This is a genomic window from Rhodospirillaceae bacterium (assembly GCA_028819475.1).
Lineage (GTDB): Bacteria > Pseudomonadota > Alphaproteobacteria > Bin65 > Bin65 > Bin65.
This window is the reverse complement of the sequence record JAPPLJ010000059.1, coordinates 20,039-37,639: the sequence shown is the minus strand read 5'-3', so window position 1 is coordinate 37,639 and position 17,601 is coordinate 20,039. Positions and strand designations below refer to the sequence as shown.

Genomic DNA, 17,601 nt, shown 5'->3' with positions numbered 1-17,601 from the left:
AGCGGAAACCGCTGGATTGAGCGGCGGTTTGTGACTATTCGCTATAATTCCCTATTTTTTGAACCGATACACGACCAAACACAGATGCATGAGTGTCGGCGGCCCGGTCAGGGTTTCATCTGCGGCGCGAACCGGTCGCGGATCCGCTCGAAGAGCCGGTCGCGCACCTGGCGGTAGGCATCGAGCCGCTGTTCGCGGCTTCCCTCCACCAGGCTGGGGTCGAAGGTGTTCCAGAATTCGACCTCGACCGGGCTGGTCCGGGTCAGTTCCAGGGCGCGGTGATGCGCTTCCGGCGACAGGGTGACGACGATATCGAACAGGTCGTCCTGCAGGTCGTCGAACGTCTTGGCGGCGTGCCGCGAAATGTCGATGCCCATTTCCTCCATGACGGCGATAGCGAAACCGTCCACCTCCCGCTTCCGCGTGCCGGCCGAATCGACGTAGATCCGGGTGCCGTGCAGGAATTTCAGGAAGCCCTCCGCCATCGGCGAGCGGATGGCGTTCATGGAGCAGGCGAACAGGACGCTGCCCGGCAGGTCGCTCATTCCGCTGCCCGCCCGATGCCGGCAGTCTGCGCGCCCGCCGGTCCGGCCGCTATGCTTTGAGGTGCAGCACGCACAACAGGGTGAACAGCCGCCGGGCGGTATCGAAATCCATTTCGATCCGGCCCTTGAGCTGGCTCAGCAGCAGTTCCGAGCCTTCGTTGTGCAGGGCGCGCCGGCCCATGTCGATGGCCTCGATCTTGCTCGGGCTGGCGGTCTTGATCGCCGCGAAATAGCTCTCGCAGACGGTGAAATAGTCCTTGACCGTCCGCTTGAACGGCTGAAGCGCCAGGGGAACGACCGTCAGGGCGCCATCGCCGCTGTCGCGGATATCGAACAGGAGCCGGTTTTCGCTGACCGAAAGGACGAGCTTGTAGGGCCCGTCGGCCTCGACGGCCGGCACGAAACTGTTTTCCTCCAGCAGGTCGTAGATCGCGACGGCGCGTTCGTGTTCGATATCCGCATTGCGCCGGACGACCGTTCTCTCATCCAGACGGATATCGGCAAGGCGGGCATTTTCGGCCATCGCCGTCAGCCGTCGCCTTCAGCCATCGGCGGGCGGTCCGCCCGCGTCGAGCCGGATACCGACCGACAGGGCGTGCGCCTCCAGTCCCTCGGCCGTCGCGAGCGTCACCGCGTCGGGCCCGACCGCGCGCAGGGCGTCGGCGTCGCCCTTGATGGTCGAGGTCCGCTTCATGAAGTCCGGCACGCCGAGGCCGGAGGCGAATCGCGCCGTCCGCGACGTCGGCAGCACATGGTTCGGGCCGCCGATATAGTCGCCGATCGCTTCGGGAACGTGGCGGCCGATGAAGATCGCGCCGGCGTGGCGAACCTTTGCGGCGAGCGCGTCGGCCCCGTCCATCGCCAGTTCGAGATGCTCCGGCGCGATGCGGTCGATCAGCGGCACGGCGCCTTCAAGGGAATCGACCACAATGATCGCGCCCAGCCTTTCCCAGCTCTCCCGCGCGATCGCCGCCCGCGGCAAGACCTTCAGATGCCGCTCGACGGCGGCCGAGACCCGGTCGGCGAAAGCCGGGCTGTCGGTGATCAGGATGGCCTGCGCCGCGGTGTCGTGCTCGGCCTGGGACAGCAGGTCCGCGGCGATCCATTCCGGGTCGCTGCGCCGGTCCGAGACGACCAGGATTTCGGACGGCCCGGCGATCATGTCGATCCCGACGACCCCGAACACCTGCTTCTTGGCCGAGGCGACATACGCGTTGCCCGGCCCGACGATCTTGTCGACCGGCCGGACGGTCTGCGTCCCGTGAGCCAGCGCGGCGATCGCCTGGGCGCCGCCGATCCGGTAGATTTCGTCGACGCCGACAACGTCCGCCGCGGCGAGCACGAGGTCGTTGATGTCGCCGTCCGGCGTCGGCACGGCCATGACCAGCCGCTCGACGCCGGCGACCTTGGCGGGAACCGCGTTCATCAGCACGGTGCTGGGATAGGCCGCCGTTCCGCCCGGCACATAGAGGCCGACCGCTTCCACCGCGGTCCAGCGCGCGCCCAGCTCGTAGCCGGCGGCATCGATAAAGGCCCAGTCCTCGGGCAGCTGCCGCTCGTGATAGGCGCGGATGCGCCGGGCGGCGTGTTCCAGGGCCGAGAGCTGCTGCGTCGGGACGGCGGCGCGCGCCTGCGCGATCCGCGCCGCCGGAATCCTCAGGCCGGCGGCATCCGTCTCGAAGCGGTCAAACTGCAGCGTGTAGTGCAGGAGCGCGGCATCGCCGCCCTCGCGCACCGCGGCGAGGATTTCCGCAACCGCCCCGTCGACATCGGCTTCGGCCGCGCGCTTCGCGCCGATCAGACGGGCAAAGTCCGCCTCGAAGCCGGGGGCGGACCGGTCAAGCCGCCGCGCCGGCATCGCCCTTCTCCACCGCTTCGGTAAAGGAGTCGACCCAGTGGCGGATTTCCGCCGGCCGGGTCTTCATCGCCGGACGGTTGACGATCAGCCGGGAGGTCACGTCGGCGATCTTCTCGACCTCGACCAGCCCGTTCGCCTTCAGGGTGGCGCCGGTCGAGACCAGATCGACGATCCGGCGGCACAGGCCGAGCGCCGGCGCCAGTTCCATCGCGCCGTTCAGCTTGATGCATTCGGCCTGCACGCCCTGGGCGGCGAAGTGGCGGCGCGTCGTCAGCGGATATTTGGTCGCCACCCGGACGTGGCTCCAGCGCGACGGGTCTTCGGCATCGACCAGGTCGCGGGTCGCCGCAACCGAAAGCCGGCACCGGCCGATCCCCAGATCCAGCGGTGCATACAGTTCGGCATAGCTGAACTCGCCGACCACGTCATTTCCGGCAATGCCAAGATGGGCCGCGCCGAAGGCGACGAAGGTCGCGACGTCGAAGCTCCTGACCCGGATGATCTCCAGGTTCGGGAAATTGGTGGCAAAGCGCAGCCTTCGGGACTCCGGGTCGGAAAACCCGGCCGCCGGCCGGATTCCGGCAGCCGTTATCAGCGGCATCGCCTCGTCGAGGATGCGCCCCTTCGGCACGGCCAGCACCAACGGCTCGTTGGCGGCATAAGGCGGATTTGCGGCATCCATGCCAGGAAGGGTCCTTCGCGAAGCCGGTCAGTCCGCTTCGGCATCCCCGTGAGTCGGCCGCCACGCGGTCGGCCAGGGCTCGCCGATGTCATCCAGCCGGCAGTCGATTCCCGCAACGCGGAGGCGGATGGAAGCGGCACCGGCACAAATTAATGTGATTTCCGTTGCATCAAGCCCGGCTTCGGTGCGGATCGCCAACAGCGACAAAATGCGTGACGTATCCTCGCGGTCGAAGCCGCGGGTCTGCACACCCTGCACCTCGCCGAACAGCACGCCGGCGTTGACCCGGTGGTGCCCGCCCTGTCCGGATGGCGCGCCGCGCCGGGCGGCGGCCGGCCCCGGCGGCGCGGCGCCGGCCTCGCTTTCCCAGCAAAACCGGTTCGCCACCAGCGCAAAGCTGCTCTCCGCCGGCAGATAGGCCATGTCGGCGACCGGGATCAGCGCGTCCTGCAACACCGCGCCGATGACGTCGAGATCGTCCGGGCTTTCCGCCCGCAGCCGCAATTTCCGAAACGCCATCGGCCGCCCGCGCGCCTTAGTCAGGAACCGGCGATGCGCTCGACCCGGGCGCCGCAGCCGGTCAGTTTCTCGACCAGCCGTTCGTAGCCGCGGTCGAGGTGATAGACCCGGTTGATCGTCGTTTCGCCCTCGGCGGCCAGCGCGGCGATGACCAGGCTGGAGGACGCCCGCAGGTCGGTGGCCATGACTTCGGCGCCGTGGAGCTTCTCGACCCCGCGCACCATCGCCGAGGCGCCGTGGAGATTCACGTTGGCGCCCATGCGTTTGAGTTCCGGCACATGCATGTAGCGGTTCTCGAAGATCGTCTCCGTGATCATGGATGCGCCGCCGGCCTTCGACATCAGCGCCATGAACTGGGCCTGCAGGTCGGTCGGGAAGCCGGGGAACGGATCGGTGACGACATCGACCCCGGTCAGGTCGCCGTTGTTGCAGGACACGCGAATGCCCGCGCCGTTCGGCTCCAGCGCGACGCCGGCCTCGCGCAACGCGGACGCAGCGGCGCCGAACAGGCCTTCGCCGACGTTTTGCAACGTGACCGCACCGCCGGTGATGGCGGCGGCCATGGCGTAGGTGCCGGCCTCGATCCGGTCGGCAACGACCCTGTGCCGGGCGCCGTGCAGTTCGTCGACTCCCTCGATGACCAGCCGCTCGCTGCCGATGCCCTCGATCCGCGCGCCCATCGCATTCAGGCAATGGGCAAGGTCGGCCACTTCCGGCTCCAGGGCGGCGTTCTCGATCTCCGTCGTGCCGCGTGCCAATGTCGCCGCCATGATCGCATTCTCGCTGGCGCCGACCGAGACCTTCGGAAAGATGATCCGGTTGCCGACAAGGCCGCCCGCTGGCGCCTCGGCGTGAATGTAGCCGCGGCCCAGGCTGATCTCCGCACCGAGCTGTTCGAGCGCCATGAGATGCAGGTCGATCGGGCGCGAGCCGATGGCGCAGCCGCCGGGCAGGGAAACGGCCGCATTGCCGAAGCGGGCGACCAGCGGCCCGAGCACCAGCACCGAGGCCCGCATCTGGCGCACCAGATCGTAGGGTGCCATGGTGTTCGGAATGTCCGCCGCAGACAGCGTGAGGGTTGCCGGGCCGGTCTCGACCTCGACGCCGTGCTGTTCCAGCACCCGGATCAGCGTGGCGATGTCGCGCAGCCGGGGGACGTTGGTCAGTTCGAGGGGCTCGGCCGTCAGCAGGGACGCCGCCATCAGCGGCAGCGCGGCGTTCTTGGCCCCGCCGATCGGGATTTCGCCGTCCAGTGCGGCGCCGCCGCTGATCCGGAGTCTGTCCATCGGCGCTGAGTTTTCCGCTTTCTTTGGCGCTGCGGCGCCGGAGAGACTCTATTTGGGTGCTTCCGCGCCCTTCGCCAACGGTTCTAGCGAACCTGGCCCGGCGCCTCAACCGGACGGATCGGCCCGGCGCGGCGCCCAAGAAGGCGGCCAAGGCGGCCGGTCAGTCCGCTTTGCCGGCCGGCTTGCCTTTCTTGCGGCGGCGCAGATTCTCGCGCAGGGCCGCGGCAAGCCGGGCCTCCCGATCCTCGGCTGCGCTGGACTTTGCTTTCGGCGGCGCCGAGCCGTCCTTGCGCGGCGCCTGCCGGTTTTTGCGATCGGTCATCCTGTCGTCATTTCGCTTCGCGCGCTTCCGTCAGGAAATGCGCGTCATTCGATCAGCTTCGGCAGCCAGGTCGCAACGCCCGGCGCCAGCACGATCAACGCCAGGACGGCCAGTTCCAGCAGGACGAAGGGAACGGCGGCGGCATACACCTGTGTGAGGGTGACGCGCATGGGCGCCACCCCCTTCATCACGAACAGCAGAAGGCCGAACGGCGGGGTCAGGAGCGAAATCTCCATGACCAGCAGTATCAGCACCATGAACCAGAGCATCTCGACGCCCTGCTGCAACGCCAGGGGAATGAAGAACGGCAAGGTGAGCAGCAGCATGCTCACCTGGTCCATGAAGGCGCCGAGAAACAGCAGGATCAGGAGCATCACGATCACGATCATCAGCACGCCGAGGTCGAGGGCCTGCATCGTCGCGATCAGCCCGGTCGTCGCGCCCGAAACGGCAAGTACCTGCGAAAAGGTGAGCGACCCGGCGATGATGAACAGGATCATGGTGGTGATTTTGGCGGTCTCCAGCGCCGCCTTGACCAGTTTCTGCCAGGACAGCGAGCGATAGGCGGCGCAAGCGATGGTCGACGCCACGCAGCCGAGAGCGGCCGATTCCGTCGGGGATGCGATTCCGGTGAAGATGCTTCCGACAACCACCGCGAAGATCGACAGCAGCGGGACCACCTGTACGAGGAATGGCCGCCACCGGGAGCCCGAAATCTGCTCCGAAGGATCGTAGGGCGGCGCCAGATGCGGGCTGATCGTGCTGCGCACGACGACATAGCCGAAGAACAGCATGGCCATCATGATGCCGGGAACGATTCCGGCGATGAGCAGCGCCGCGATCGGCTGCTCGGCCAGGCTCGCCAGCAGAACGGCCAGCGCCGACGGCGGTATCAGCATGGCGATGCCGCCCGTCGCCATGATCGGCCCCATCGCGAACTTCGGCGCGTAGCCCCGCTCCACCATCTGGGGGAGCAGGACGTTTCCGAGCAGCGCCGTGTTAGCGATCGTCGATCCGGACAGCGTCGAGAACAGGGTGCCGCCGAAGATCGTGACGATCGACAGCCGTCCGGGCACCCGCGCGATCAGCCGGTCGACCGCGGTGATCGCCTTGAGCGCGACTCCGCTCTGAAACAGGATCTCGCCCATCAGGATGAACAGGGGAATCGGCGTGAGCGAAAACCGCCCGATCGCCTGCATGCATTCGGCCGCGAAGGTGGAGAGGCTCATCGAGCCCCCGAGAAAGGCGAAGGCGCCGACGATATTCGCAAGCAGGAAGGCAAAGGCGACGGGCAATCCGAGGGCCATGGCCCCGCAGACAAGGCCCAGCATCAATGCCAGCGCCTCGGGCCACGCCATCGCTCACATCCCGCTTGTCAGATCGCGGTCTTCGTCGCGCGCTGCGCCGGGTCGGCAGGCGCGGGCGAACCTGAACGCGAACTCGATCGTGAGCAGCAGCATCGACAGGGCGAAGACGCTCAGGAGCGGCCAGTTGGGAAGGGTGATCGTCTTGAACTGCATGTGGCCGAATTCGTAGGCTTCGAGCGTGCCGACACATCCGAAATACAGGAGCACCGCGCAGACCCCGCCGCCCAGAAGGTCGACGAACTGCTCCAGGCTCCGAGAGGCCCGATCCGGCAGGCCATCGACGATGATGTCGATCCGGACATGCGCCCCCAGGCGCAGCGCCCAGGGCGCGGCAAGAAACGTCCCGGCATAGAGCGCGTATTCGGCCACCTCGTTGAGCCAGGGCAGGTTGCCGATGCGGAACGCCCGGAGGCCAACGTCGAGGGTAATCAGGACCGCCATGGCGCAGATCGACGCCGCAACCAGATAGCCGATGCCGGTGAGCAAACGGCCGTAACCCTTGCCGACAACCGCCTTCGCCTGCCAAATCGGTACAGTCATGGTGGGCGGACGCTAGCCTAAGGCCGCGTATCGGCGCAAGAAAACCGGCCGGGCGCGAGGGCCGGGGCGGGAGCCCCGTCCAATGGCGCGTCGTGTGGTGGTCTGACCGGGCGCAGGTCCGGCGTAGCGCCGATCATTGCCGGTCCGGCTCCCGGCCGCCGGCCAGGACACCGCTTTCGCCCAGACGATCGATTTCCGTTTCTGAATATCCGATTTCCTCAAGGATCGCGGCGTTGTCGCCGCCGAGATAGGGCGCAAGCGCGCGTATCCCGGCGGGCGTGCGGTCAAAGCGCGCCGCCGGCCGGGGCTGCCGCACCTCTCCGAGCGTTGTGTCCCTGTGGATCTCGATGACCTCGTTCGCCTTGACCTGTTCGTCATCCAGGAGCTGCCACCGGGTCAGGACCGGCGCGCAGGGAACTTCCTCGCGGTCGAGCCGGTCGAGGATTTCCCGCGTCGGCCATTTCCGGATTTCGGCGCTCACGATTTCCCGCCGCTCGGCCCCGTGCACGGCGCGCGACGCCGCGGTCCTGAACCGTTCGTCTTCAAGCAGGTCCGCGCGGTCGAGCGCCGCGCACATGCCGGACCATTCCGCATCCGACAGAGCGCCCGCGGTGATGTATCCGTCCTCGGTCCTGAAGATGAGGTCGAGGCCCATCTGGCCTCTCGCCGGGTCGAGTTCCTTGCCGACGAAGGACAGGCTGGAGATGCCCTCGGGCCAGAGATAGGCGATCATCGTATCCAGCATGGCGATGCGGATATGCTGCCCCACGCCGGTGCGTTCCCGGGCGAACAGGGCGGCCGTTATCGCCTGGGCCGCGGTGACCGCCGTCGTCTTGTCCGGCACGATCGTCCGCACCATTCGGGGCTGGCCGGTCGCATAATCCGTCTGGATGTCCGCCAGGCCGCACAATGCCTGGATGACCGGGTCGTAGACCCGCTGATGGGCGTAGGGCCCGCTCTCGCCGAATCCGCTGATCGAGACGTAGATCACGTCGGGCCGGATGGCGCGGACGACATCCTCGCCCAGGCCCATCCGCGCGATCGCCCCGGGGCGGAAGTTCTGGACGAAGACGTCGGCGGTCGCGACCAGCTTCTTGAGGATGGCGATTCCGTCGGGCGTCTTGATATCGAGGGCCAGGCCGCGCTTGTTCCGGTTGCAGGACAGGAAGGTGGCCGCCATCCCGTTGTTGATGCTGCCGAAGTTGCGCATGAGATCGCCGCGCGGCGACTCGATCTTGATGACCTCGGCGCCCTGGTCCGCGAGCATCATGGTCGCGACCGGCCCCGCGACCATGGTCGTCAGATCGAGGACGCGCACGTTTTCCAGGGGTCCCGCCATGTTACGCTGTCATCCTGCTATGGTATGCGCCGGTTTATTTTTCGCTCGATCGAAGGCGTCGCGTGTTGCCGATCGATGGCCGAACGAATCGTCCGGCCGAAGCGCCCGACATGCGCCGGGGCCGGCCGTTCCCTCCGGACAATAGCGGCGAAAACCGACGCGGCCGGGTCCGGCAGCCGCGACCGCCGGGCGGCGGTCACGGCCGGGCCCGGACAATCATTTGGCCAGCAGTTTCCTCAGGGCGGGCCCGTGTTCCGGGCTGCGCTTGGCGATACCGGCCCACGCGGTCTGCTTGGCTGTGGTCAGCCACTTCTCGCGGTCTGCGCCCTTGAACTCGATCACCTTGACGCCCTTGTCGGCCATCTTCTTCCAGGCAGCGGCGTCGCCCGCGCGCTGCTCCTGCGCGTTCGTGGTCTCAAACTCGACGATGAGATCGTTCAGCAGCTTCTGCTGCTTGCCGGAAAGCGATTTCCAGGTCTTGAGATTGACCAGAACGTGCATGGCCGGGGTGTAGAAGCTGGGATCGACCCGGTATTTCGTGACCTTGTACCAGTCGGGCAGGAACCCCTGGGCCGGCCAGGCGAAGCCGTCGATCGTCCCGTTCTCCATGTAGGTGTAGATTTCCGCCAGGTTCGATCGCTGGGCCGTGGCCCCGAGCGCGGTGATGAAATCGCGGTGGTGGGGCGCGATCCGGAGATGCAGGCCTTTCAGCTGCGGACTCTTGATCGGATTTTTCAGGTAGACGTGAAAGACCGTGTTGAACGTCCGGCCGAGATAATAGATGCCCTTGGCCATGTGCACCTTGTTGACATAGTCGAAGGCGCCGTTCTTGCGCTGTTCCTGGATCGGGATCTCGGCCAGCTGAAGGGCCTGCGCCTCGGGCACCACGCTGGCGTAGTACGGCCCGGTAATCGTGATGATGTCGAACGCGCCCTGCTGGACCTTCGCGCCGAGCGTGAAGGGGCTGCCGATGGCCGGCGCGCCGCCCTTGTAGTCGATCTTCAGCACGCCCTTGCCCTTTTCGTTGAGGGCTTTGACGAACCGCTCGAACTTGACCGAGAAGATATGTCCGGTCGGAAAAGAGCTGGCGCCGCTCAGCACGCGTTCGGCGGCCATTGAGCCGGACGCCGCCGCCAGACTCCCTATCGCGGCCCCAATCGCAGTAAGGGCGACGCAAGTCAGTTTGGTGAATTTCATGATTTCCTCCCGGTTTGCTCGTGCGGATATCGTTGACGCGCCGATCGGCGGCAATTCTCTCAAGCGTCCGCTGAAACGGGACCTTCGCCGACGCCGGCCATCGGCCCAACGCCCGGCCCGCTCTTCTCCCGAGCGGCCATCGGCCTGCCTCGCATTCGGGCCTCCGATCGATGACCTGCCGCGAAGAGAGCGCTGTGCAGGGACGGTGCTACGGAAAGGATAATCTGCTGCCGAACTGTAAAATATTGCATAAATTCGTTTAAGCGTTATTCGTGCATGAATAGCTGTGGTGACTATCGGATGACCGATTGGGACGATTACCGGTATTTCCTGGCCGTCGCCGAAGAGGGCAGCCTGTCGGCGGCGGCAAACCGGTTGCGCGCCAGCCAGCCGACGGTCGGCAGGCGCATCGCATCCCTGGAGGACCGACTGGAAGTCCGCCTGTTCGAGCGTCATCCGCGGGGTTATTCCCCCACGCCCGCAGGCGAGGCGATCCTCGATCTCGCCCGGCGCCTGGATTCGAACGTCCGGGACATCGGCCTGCGGATCAAGGGCCAGGACACCGAATTCGTCGGCACCGTTTCCATTTCCACCCCGGAAAGTATGGCCATCTACTGGCTCATTCCGCGGCTGTCCCGGTTGAGGCGCCTGCACCCCGGAATCCGCATCGAAGTTCACTTGGCCGCGGCGATCGCCGATATCGCCAGGGGCGAGGCCGATCTGGCGCTGCGCTTCGACCGGCCGGGCGACGACGATGTTCTTCTGGCGCGCAAGGTCGGGCGCGCGCGGTTCGGCCTGTATGCCGCGGCCCGATATCTGCAGCGCCACGGGACGCCGCTCGCGCTGGAGGATTTGCACCGCCACGCCGTCATCGGGCCGGCCGGCCGGCTGGCCGATACGCGGATCCCTGAGTGGCTCGGCGACGCCGCGAATTCCGAGGCCCTGGCCTGCAACAGCATGCTGGGTGTCGCGGCGGCAGTCGAGGCCGGCCTGGGCATCGGTATTTTGCCCCACTACATGGCTTCGCCCGAACGGAAACTGCAGCGATTGCCGCCAGGCATTTTCGAGACGGTTCTCGACGTGTGGCTGCTGGTTCATCCTCACACCCACGGCGCGGCGAAGATGCAGGCGGTCATCGACTTTCTGGTTCGGGAACTCTCGGCCGACCCGATCCTGTCGGTCTCCGGCGACGCCGATCGGATGTGAACCGCGTTCGACACTATCCAAGCGGCCGAACCCGCCCCGGAAGCGACGCCGCTTCACTTCGCCCGGCCGGCGGCGCCCTGCCCGGCATTGACGCGTGCCGGGGCCGTTTGCATATTCCGCCCGCCTTTCGCGCGGCCTGTCCGGACCGTTCCGGCGGCCGTCCGATATTCGCCCGATAGATGGCGCGCCGCGGTAGCTCAGGGGTAGAGCACACCCTTGGTAAGGGTGGGGCCGGGAGTTCAAATCTCCCCCGCGGCACCAGCCCCTGCAATGCAATCCCGGAATGGGCGCCGGCCCGAAGCGTCAGTCGCGGCCGCCTGCCGGATTGGTGCGGGGCGCGCCGGATGCCGTCTGCGCTGCGCCGGCCGGGTCGCCTTCGCTTTGCGCCTGCGCCTGCATCCTCTTGAAGCGCTTCTGGCCGCTGCGGTGCACGAAGAACAGGATGCAGCAGACGATCGCGAAGACGGCGAGCATGACGTAGCCGAAATTCTCGCTGATATCGCCCAGCAGCTCCTCGAACGCCTTTGCGAGGATGTAGCCGCCCCAGGCGAAACTGTTGGCCCAGATGAAGGCGGCGATGAAGTTGAACACCGCGAAGCGGATCCAAGGATAGCCGTTCATGCCGAGCGCCGGCGAGGCGACGTTGCGCACGCCGTAGATGAAGCGGAAACTGAGGATGAACAGCACGTCGTATTTCTCGACCATATCCATGGCCACGGCGACGCCGGCTTTCAGCTTGGGCAGGCGCACCAGCAGTTTCGCGCCGAAGAATCGGCCGAGCGCGAACCAGCACTGGTCGCCGCAAAAGCTGCCCAGCCACGCCGCGAGAATCAGGATGTAGATGTTGAGATCGCCCTTGAACGCGGCGGCCCCGGCGAAGATCACGAAACTCTCGCCCTCGATGAACGCCCAGCCGAAGGTGATTGCGTAGAAGAGGTTCTGATATTCGCGGATCAGTTCGGCGACGTCCAACGCAGGACCTTTCCCTTCATGGTGCGCGGCGGGCGAATTCGGCTGCGCAGGTGGCGGTCGATGTCCTAAACACCGGATACGGGGGCATCGCAAGCCTCTGCGGCAGGGACCGAACGAAGCAGAAGGATACCGGCGTCATGGCCTATTCGACCCTTACCTACGAACGCGACGGCCGGGTTGCCAGAATAACCTTCGACCGGCCGGCGCGGCTGAACGCCATCGCCGCCGCCACGCCGGACGATATCGAAGCGGCGGTCGCCGAGGCCAATGCCGACGACCGGGTCCATGTCATCGTCCTCGCCGGCCGGGGCGCGGCCTTCTGCGCCGGCTACGACCTGAAGGACTTCGCCGAGGGCGCCAGCGCGGGGGTCCAGGAGCGCATGCCCTGGGACCCGATGAAGGACTACGCCCTGATGAAGGGCTACACCGAGAAGTTCATGAGCCTGTGGCGCTCCTACAAGCCGGTGATCTGCAAGGTCCAGGGCTACGCCGTCGCCGGCGGCTCGGACATCGCGCTGTGCTGCGATCTCGTCGTGATGGCGGAGGACGCGCGGATCGGCTATCCGCCGGCCCGGGTCTGGGGCTGCCCGACGACCGCAATGTGGGTCTACCGGCTGGGTGCGGAAGGCGCCAAGCGCATGCTGCTGACCGGCGACCTGGTGAGCGGGACCGAGGCGAAGGCGATGGGGCTGGTGACCGACGCCGTGCCCGCCGACCGGCTGGACGACCGGGTCGAGGAACTGGCGCAGCGTATGGCCGGCGTACCGAAGAACCAGCTGATGATGCAGAAGCTGACGATCAACCAGGCGATGACCAACATGGGCCTGGAGACGACCCAGATGATCGCCACCGTCTTCGACGGCATCACCCGCCATTCGCCCGAGGGCATGGCCTTCAAACGCCGGGCCGAGGAGGCCGGCTTCAAGCAGGCGGTGAATGAGCGCGACAGCGGCGGCTATCTCGACGAACTCTGGCCGATCCGCACCGGCCCGGTGCAGTACGAATAGGTGCAGTACGAACAGGAGTGGGCGGCGGCGGTGCGCCGATGCGAGCGCACGGTTTCGATTCGTCGGCCGATACTTTCAATCGGTCATGGATAAATTTTCAATCAGTCACGCATTGACTTTCAATCGGTCATGGATAAATTTTCAATTGGTCGGGCAATGACTTTCAATCGGTCGGAAAAAACGGCATGTATCCCCGCTTCATGGAAAGGCAGGTTCGGGAAGCCCTGAAGGATACGAGGGTCGTCCTGCTGTGCGGCCCCCGCCAATCGGGAAAAACCACACTGGCGCAGCTCATTGCCGGCGATGCCATTCCCTTTTTCACCCTTGATGACGCTACGACTCTGGAAGCCGCCCTGTCCGACCCGGCCGGCTTCCTGCGCGGCCTCGACCGTGCCGTTATCGACGAAATCCAGCGGGCGCCGGATCTTATCCTGGCGATCAAGACCGCCGTCGACTCCGATCCGCGCCCCGGACGGTTCCTGCTGACCGGCTCGGCCAACCTGATGACGCTGCCGCGCGTCGCGGACTCGCTCGCCGGCCGCATGGCAATCATCCGGTTGCTGCCACTGGCCCAGGCGGAATTGCGCGGCACAAAACCATCCTTTCTCGACCAGGCGTTCGCAGGGAAACTTCCGACGTGCAAAACTCCGGCGGTCGGCGACGAACTCGTGGAGACCGTCCTCGCCGGCGGCTATCCCGAAGCGCTGACCCGGTCCGCATGGCGGCGGAGGCAGAGCTGGTATCTGGACTATATCGAGGCGATCGTTCAGCGCGATGTCCGCGACATCGCCCGGATCGACCAGTTGAACCTGATGCCGCGGCTGATGCGCGTGCTCGCCGAGAATTCCGGGCAACTGGTGAACTACTCCGGCTTCGGCGCGCCGCTCGGCATGAATCATGTGACAGTGCAAAAGTATGTCGGGGTTCTCGAGAGCCTGTTCCTCATTTGCACGCTGCCGCCCTGGTACACCAACGCCCTCAAGCGCCTGACGAAGTCCCCCAAGCTGCATTTTCTCGATTCCGGGCTGCTGGCCGCGCTGCAAGGCTTGACACCGGAGCGTATCCGCCGGGACCGCCAGCACTTCGGGCCGCTGCTGGAAACCTTCGTTTTCGGCGAAATCCTGAAACTCGCGAGCTGGACCGGGACGCGGCATGCGTTCTCCCACTTCCGCGACAAGCAACGCAACGAGGTCGACATCGTGATCGAGGACGAACGTGGACAGATCGTCGGCATCGAGGTGAAGGTCGCAGCGACCGTGACTGCCGACGACTTTTCCGGGCTCCGCCGCCTGGCGGCCGGCGCCGGCAAGAATTTCGCGTCGGGCCTCGTCCTGTACGACGGCGACCGCACCGTGCCGTTCGGCGAGCGGATGGCCGCTGTGCCGGTCTCAGCCTTGTGGTCGTGACCGGAGTTTGCCTGACCGAAACGGCCGGTCGTGAAGGCCTGCTGCCGTCTTGCCGTCATTAAGAGAGAAGTCAATAATTGACTAATCAATAAAATTGCCTACGATGCCTTCCGATTTGGAGGGCGTGAATTGACAGAGGCAGCAGCCATTTCCGGCGCCCGGCCGGCGCCCGGCGCGAAACCGCGGGTGGACATGGACAGCCACATTCCGGCGCTGTTCGTGATCCTCGGCGGCAAGATCGGGCTGCACGCGATGCGCCACCATGCGCGCGGGCTCGGCCTCGACCTGCGCGAGTGGCGCATCGTCCAGGTCCTGGGCAGCGACGGCCGCTCGACGATCTTTGCGATTGCGGACCGGATCGCCATGGATCGCGGCGGCACCAGCCGCTCGGTCGCCCGGCTGGAGAAACGGGGCCTGGTAACGCGGCAGGGCGATCCGGCGGACCGGCGCCGCTCCTATGTCGCGCTCACGGACGAAGGCTGGGCGGTTCACGACGAGATCGCCCGTTTCGCGCTCGCCCGCGAGGAGCGCCTCCTGAGGGACTTCTCGCCGGCCGAAAGCGCGCGGCTGCGGCGGTATCTCAGCGCACTGGTCGCCGAAGCCGACGCGATGATCGCGGAAGGCTGGTCGCCGTAACCCGGCCCGATGCTTTCCGGCCGGCCAACGCGCCGCAATCCGAGCGGGGCTGAACGAGGAAAAAACCGATGTCCGATTTCGCCATGGAACCGCTGATCCACGACGCCTGGTATATCGGTGCCTGGTCTCACGAACTGGACGACGGGCCAATCGCACGCCGGATTCTCGGCGAGGATGTCGTGCTGTTCCGCAGCGGCGACGGCACGGCGGCCGCCCTGGAAGACCGCTGCTGCCATCGCGGTGTGAAGCTGTCGCTGGGTGCGCCTGTCGAGCAGGGCCTGCAATGCGGCTATCACGGCCTGGTCTTCGACGGCGGCGGCGCCTGCGTCGTCAATCCGGGCGAGAAACCGAGCCCGGCCTTCCGCGTCCGGGCGTTTCCGGTCGTCGAGCGCCAGCATTTCGTCTGGATCTGGATGGGCGACCCTGCCCACGCCGACACCGGCCTGATCGTCGACTTCGCCTGGCACGACAGGACGGACGAGTGGAATTTCCACTACGCGCGCTACGACATCGCCGCCAACTACATGTTCATGATCGACAATCTCATGGACCTGACCCACCTGGGCTATGTCCACACCTCGACCATCGGCGGCAACCCGGGCGAACACGACGACGCCGAGCTGACCACGACGCGGACCGAACGCGGCGCCCGCTATATCCGCTGGATGATGGAATCGACGCCGCCGCCGTCCTTCGTCAAGGTCGCCGGCTTCGAGGGCAAGGTCGACCGCTGGCAGGACTTCGAATATGTCGCCCCCGCCTCGGTCCTGCAGTGGGGAGGCGGCCACGACTCCGGCACCGGCGGGCGCGAAAACCGGGACAAGCCCGGCGGCATGGCCGTCAGGCTGTTCCATCACGCGACGCCGGCGGACGCGGAGAATTTCCACTACTTCTTTTCCACCGCCGTCCGCGGCCAGGCGCTCGATTCGCCGGCCAACACCGCGTTCCACTCCGACATTCTCGAAGCGTTTCTCGAAGACAAGCTCTTCATCGAGGCGCAGCAGGAAGCGGTCGGCAAGGACCCGGCGCGCAAGCTCCTCCTGCGCGGCCACGACAAGGCGGTGGCCTACAGCCGCCGGGCGATCGGGAAGATGCGGGAAACCGAATTTGCCGCAGCAGCGGAGTGATCTCTTCCGGCTTACGGCTCATCCTTCATGCCTGCAGCCACCCAACCGGAACCGGTACGCAGCGAGACTGCTTTGCTCCGGCGACTAGGTGTCATTGACTCGCTGCATCGTCACGTTTCTTCCACGATCGCAGGGTTTCCGCAAAATGTCAGATAGATCACTGCGCCCGTGAAGTCGTACCAAATGATCGAAGTCGAAATTTGGACGCCGATCACAGCATTAGCCTCCTCGGGAGCCAAAGCCACAAAATTTTCCCTGACCCCTTGAGAAAGGTCATCGATGGAACGATTGTCATGGTTGCGTAATTTGACCTCACCAGTGTGGACGATCATGTCAAAAGTCTGCCGGATCACAATCCCTGGCGGTACCGGATTAGACGAAAATAGTTTCATTATATTGACCTCACTGTCCATCCTACCTATTGAACGTTGAATATTAATCCGCATTGACTAGTGACAGAGCAATCATTTTTTGCTCGACCATCTCTCGCACTGTACCCCAAACACATCGGCGGCGCCGTGCCTTCATTGTGGTCGCTGCCGAGACAGAGAATTTGGAGTCTCTTTCGACTGACCGCGATTGCCCTGTAGCGGCATCCGCCCCGGTGCGATAATGATGCGCCGTGCCACCGGACGGGAGCTGACCCTACCCGGTTGCGTTCGAGGACAAAGAGACGGCCAGCGCGAAATCGGATGACAACTCCCGACGATAGCGGCGCCGACAGCGCTGCCGGACCGATTGACGATACGGTTCTTCAGCGGAGGGCCGACGCTATTGTCTATGCGACCGATCCGGAGAAGGTGATCCTGTTCGGCTCGCATGCACGGGGCGACGCGACTCTCGCGGGCGCTTGCCCGTTCCGGGTCCCCAAGGATTTCATGGTCTACAGCCGCAACGAGGCCGAATACTGGCGCAATTCCCTCAACAACGTGCTCGCGCGCGCCCTGAGAGAAGGCATAGTGCTCAATGAGCGTCGCAGTGCAGCCCAAGGTCACAGCCCAAGATCGGTTTCATGAGCAATATCGAACAAGGATTCGGCGAAGCCATGTTCGCCATCTATCGTGAAGCCAGAGAAATCGGCTACACGCCGAGCGCGTTTCTTCAAATGCTGCACGAGAAGGGTGGTCTTCAGACGGCACGGCAGCTTATCAATGCTCCGCAGCCTTCGGACGGTTACACTCGATTGTGGGAATTGCAGCGTCTCGACTTGAGCGTCGAGGCCGTAATCCACGACAACGCGGAATGGCACCAACTGTTTACGCAAGACGAATTGGAAAGGTGCAAGAAGCGGTTGAGCGACTACGGGTACTTTGAATAGGGAAGAGCATCGATCCCTCGCCGCATGACGTTGACTGCGAGAATTAGCATCTTGTGTAAGCCGTCGTTCAGTTCCGCTACGGGATATGTGACGCCAGAGCCGAAGCACTCGACTACGACCGAGCCCTCGGTCAGGTGGAGCCGCTGCTCGAAGAAGTAGGGATGCGGTCGAAAGAAGGGAGAGGCACCGCGCGACAGCCGACGCGGAATTGAGTATCCCGGTATCCTTTGGCCGGCTGACCGATCTGGCGGCGAATACACCTTTGCCCTGTAGC

General features: G+C 65.4%; 20 protein-coding genes and 1 tRNA gene. 8 read left to right on the top strand and 13 right to left on the bottom strand.

What is annotated here, in order from left to right; translation table 11 throughout:
* Positions 1-107: 107 nt before the first annotated feature.
* The 11 genes from OXM58_17740 to dctP form a co-directional block, all read right to left on the bottom strand.
* Positions 108-545, bottom strand: a complete 438-nt coding sequence (locus OXM58_17740; GenBank protein ID MDE0150203.1) for an arsenate reductase ArsC — start codon at positions 543-545, stop codon at positions 108-110.
* A 49-nt stretch (positions 546-594) separates the two neighbouring features.
* Positions 595-1,068, bottom strand: a complete 474-nt coding sequence (locus OXM58_17735; GenBank protein ID MDE0150202.1) for a UPF0262 family protein — start codon at positions 1,066-1,068, stop codon at positions 595-597.
* Positions 1,069-1,086: 18 nt separating this feature from the next.
* On the bottom strand, positions 1,087-2,403 hold the full coding sequence (hisD, locus tag OXM58_17730; GenBank protein MDE0150201.1) for a histidinol dehydrogenase: 1,317 nt from the start codon (positions 2,401-2,403) through the stop codon (positions 1,087-1,089).
* Positions 2,384-3,085 carry an ATP phosphoribosyltransferase gene (gene hisG, locus OXM58_17725; protein MDE0150200.1) on the bottom strand — a complete coding sequence of 234 codons (702 nt, stop codon included), beginning with the start codon at positions 3,083-3,085 and terminating at the stop codon, positions 2,384-2,386. Before hisG ends, hisD begins: the two co-directional genes overlap by 20 nt.
* 27 nt (positions 3,086-3,112) lie before the next feature.
* Positions 3,113-3,604: a DUF2948 family protein gene (locus OXM58_17720; GenBank protein ID MDE0150199.1), complete on the bottom strand. Its 492-nt coding sequence runs from the start codon at positions 3,602-3,604 to the stop codon at positions 3,113-3,115.
* A gap of 20 nt (positions 3,605-3,624) precedes the next feature.
* On the bottom strand, positions 3,625-4,890 hold the full coding sequence (gene murA, locus OXM58_17715; protein ID MDE0150198.1) for a UDP-N-acetylglucosamine 1-carboxyvinyltransferase: 1,266 nt from the start codon (positions 4,888-4,890) through the stop codon (positions 3,625-3,627).
* Between the two features lie 160 nt (positions 4,891-5,050).
* On the bottom strand, positions 5,051-5,212 hold the full coding sequence (locus OXM58_17710) for a hypothetical protein (protein MDE0150197.1): 162 nt from the start codon (positions 5,210-5,212) through the stop codon (positions 5,051-5,053).
* Between the two features lie 44 nt (positions 5,213-5,256).
* Positions 5,257-6,570, bottom strand: coding sequence for a TRAP transporter large permease subunit (locus OXM58_17705; protein ID MDE0150196.1), 1,314 nt, complete (start codon positions 6,568-6,570; stop codon positions 5,257-5,259).
* A 3-nt stretch (positions 6,571-6,573) separates the two neighbouring features.
* The gene (locus OXM58_17700; GenBank protein ID MDE0150195.1) at positions 6,574-7,119 is read right to left on the bottom strand and encodes a TRAP transporter small permease; all 546 of its coding nucleotides are present in this window, start codon (positions 7,117-7,119) and stop codon (positions 6,574-6,576) included.
* Between the two features lie 133 nt (positions 7,120-7,252).
* Positions 7,253-8,458 carry a CoA transferase gene (locus OXM58_17695; protein MDE0150194.1) on the bottom strand — a complete coding sequence of 402 codons (1,206 nt, stop codon included), beginning with the start codon at positions 8,456-8,458 and terminating at the stop codon, positions 7,253-7,255.
* A gap of 216 nt (positions 8,459-8,674) precedes the next feature.
* Positions 8,675-9,655, bottom strand: a complete 981-nt coding sequence (gene dctP / locus OXM58_17690; protein MDE0150193.1) for a TRAP transporter substrate-binding protein DctP — start codon at positions 9,653-9,655, stop codon at positions 8,675-8,677.
* Positions 9,656-9,955: 300 nt separating this feature from the next.
* On the opposite strand from dctP, the gene OXM58_17685 reads away from it, so the two are divergent.
* On the top strand, positions 9,956-10,861 hold the full coding sequence (locus OXM58_17685) for a LysR family transcriptional regulator (protein ID MDE0150192.1): 906 nt from the start codon (positions 9,956-9,958) through the stop codon (positions 10,859-10,861).
* Positions 10,862-11,047: 186 nt separating this feature from the next.
* Positions 11,048-11,122 (top strand) — tRNA-Thr (locus OXM58_17680).
* Between the two features lie 42 nt (positions 11,123-11,164).
* Here the strand turns inward: OXM58_17680 and OXM58_17675 are convergent.
* A complete protein-coding gene (locus tag OXM58_17675; GenBank protein MDE0150191.1) occupies positions 11,165-11,833 on the bottom strand; it encodes a DedA family protein in 669 nt (222 codons plus the stop codon).
* A gap of 50 nt (positions 11,834-11,883) precedes the next feature.
* Between OXM58_17675 and OXM58_17670 the strand changes: the two genes are divergently transcribed.
* From OXM58_17670 to OXM58_17655, 4 genes are all read left to right on the top strand, one after another.
* Positions 11,884-12,840 carry a crotonase/enoyl-CoA hydratase family protein gene (locus OXM58_17670; GenBank protein ID MDE0150190.1) on the top strand — a complete coding sequence of 319 codons (957 nt, stop codon included), beginning with the start codon at positions 11,884-11,886 and terminating at the stop codon, positions 12,838-12,840.
* A 185-nt stretch (positions 12,841-13,025) separates the two neighbouring features.
* Entirely contained in the window at positions 13,026-14,246 is a 1,221-nt protein-coding gene (locus OXM58_17665) for an ATP-binding protein (GenBank protein MDE0150189.1), read from the top strand.
* A 129-nt stretch (positions 14,247-14,375) separates the two neighbouring features.
* Positions 14,376-14,882, top strand: a complete 507-nt coding sequence (locus tag OXM58_17660) for a MarR family winged helix-turn-helix transcriptional regulator (protein MDE0150188.1) — start codon at positions 14,376-14,378, stop codon at positions 14,880-14,882.
* A gap of 68 nt (positions 14,883-14,950) precedes the next feature.
* Complete coding sequence (locus OXM58_17655; protein ID MDE0150187.1) at positions 14,951-16,009, top strand: aromatic ring-hydroxylating dioxygenase subunit alpha; 1,059 nt, start codon at positions 14,951-14,953, stop codon at positions 16,007-16,009.
* A gap of 110 nt (positions 16,010-16,119) precedes the next feature.
* Here the strand turns inward: OXM58_17655 and OXM58_17650 are convergent, their stop codons facing one another.
* Positions 16,120-16,401: a hypothetical protein gene (locus tag OXM58_17650; protein ID MDE0150186.1), complete on the bottom strand. Its 282-nt coding sequence runs from the start codon at positions 16,399-16,401 to the stop codon at positions 16,120-16,122.
* A 300-nt stretch (positions 16,402-16,701) separates the two neighbouring features.
* Here OXM58_17650 and OXM58_17645 point away from each other — a divergent pair, with 300 nt between their 5' ends.
* Both OXM58_17645 and OXM58_17640 read left to right on the top strand, forming a co-directional pair.
* The gene (locus OXM58_17645; protein MDE0150185.1) at positions 16,702-17,025 is read left to right on the top strand and encodes a nucleotidyltransferase domain-containing protein; all 324 of its coding nucleotides are present in this window, start codon (positions 16,702-16,704) and stop codon (positions 17,023-17,025) included.
* Positions 17,022-17,327, top strand: a complete 306-nt coding sequence (locus tag OXM58_17640; GenBank protein MDE0150184.1) for a hypothetical protein — start codon at positions 17,022-17,024, stop codon at positions 17,325-17,327. The genes OXM58_17645 and OXM58_17640 overlap by 4 nt, the downstream gene beginning before the upstream one ends.
* The last annotated feature ends 274 nt before the right edge of the window (positions 17,328-17,601 follow it).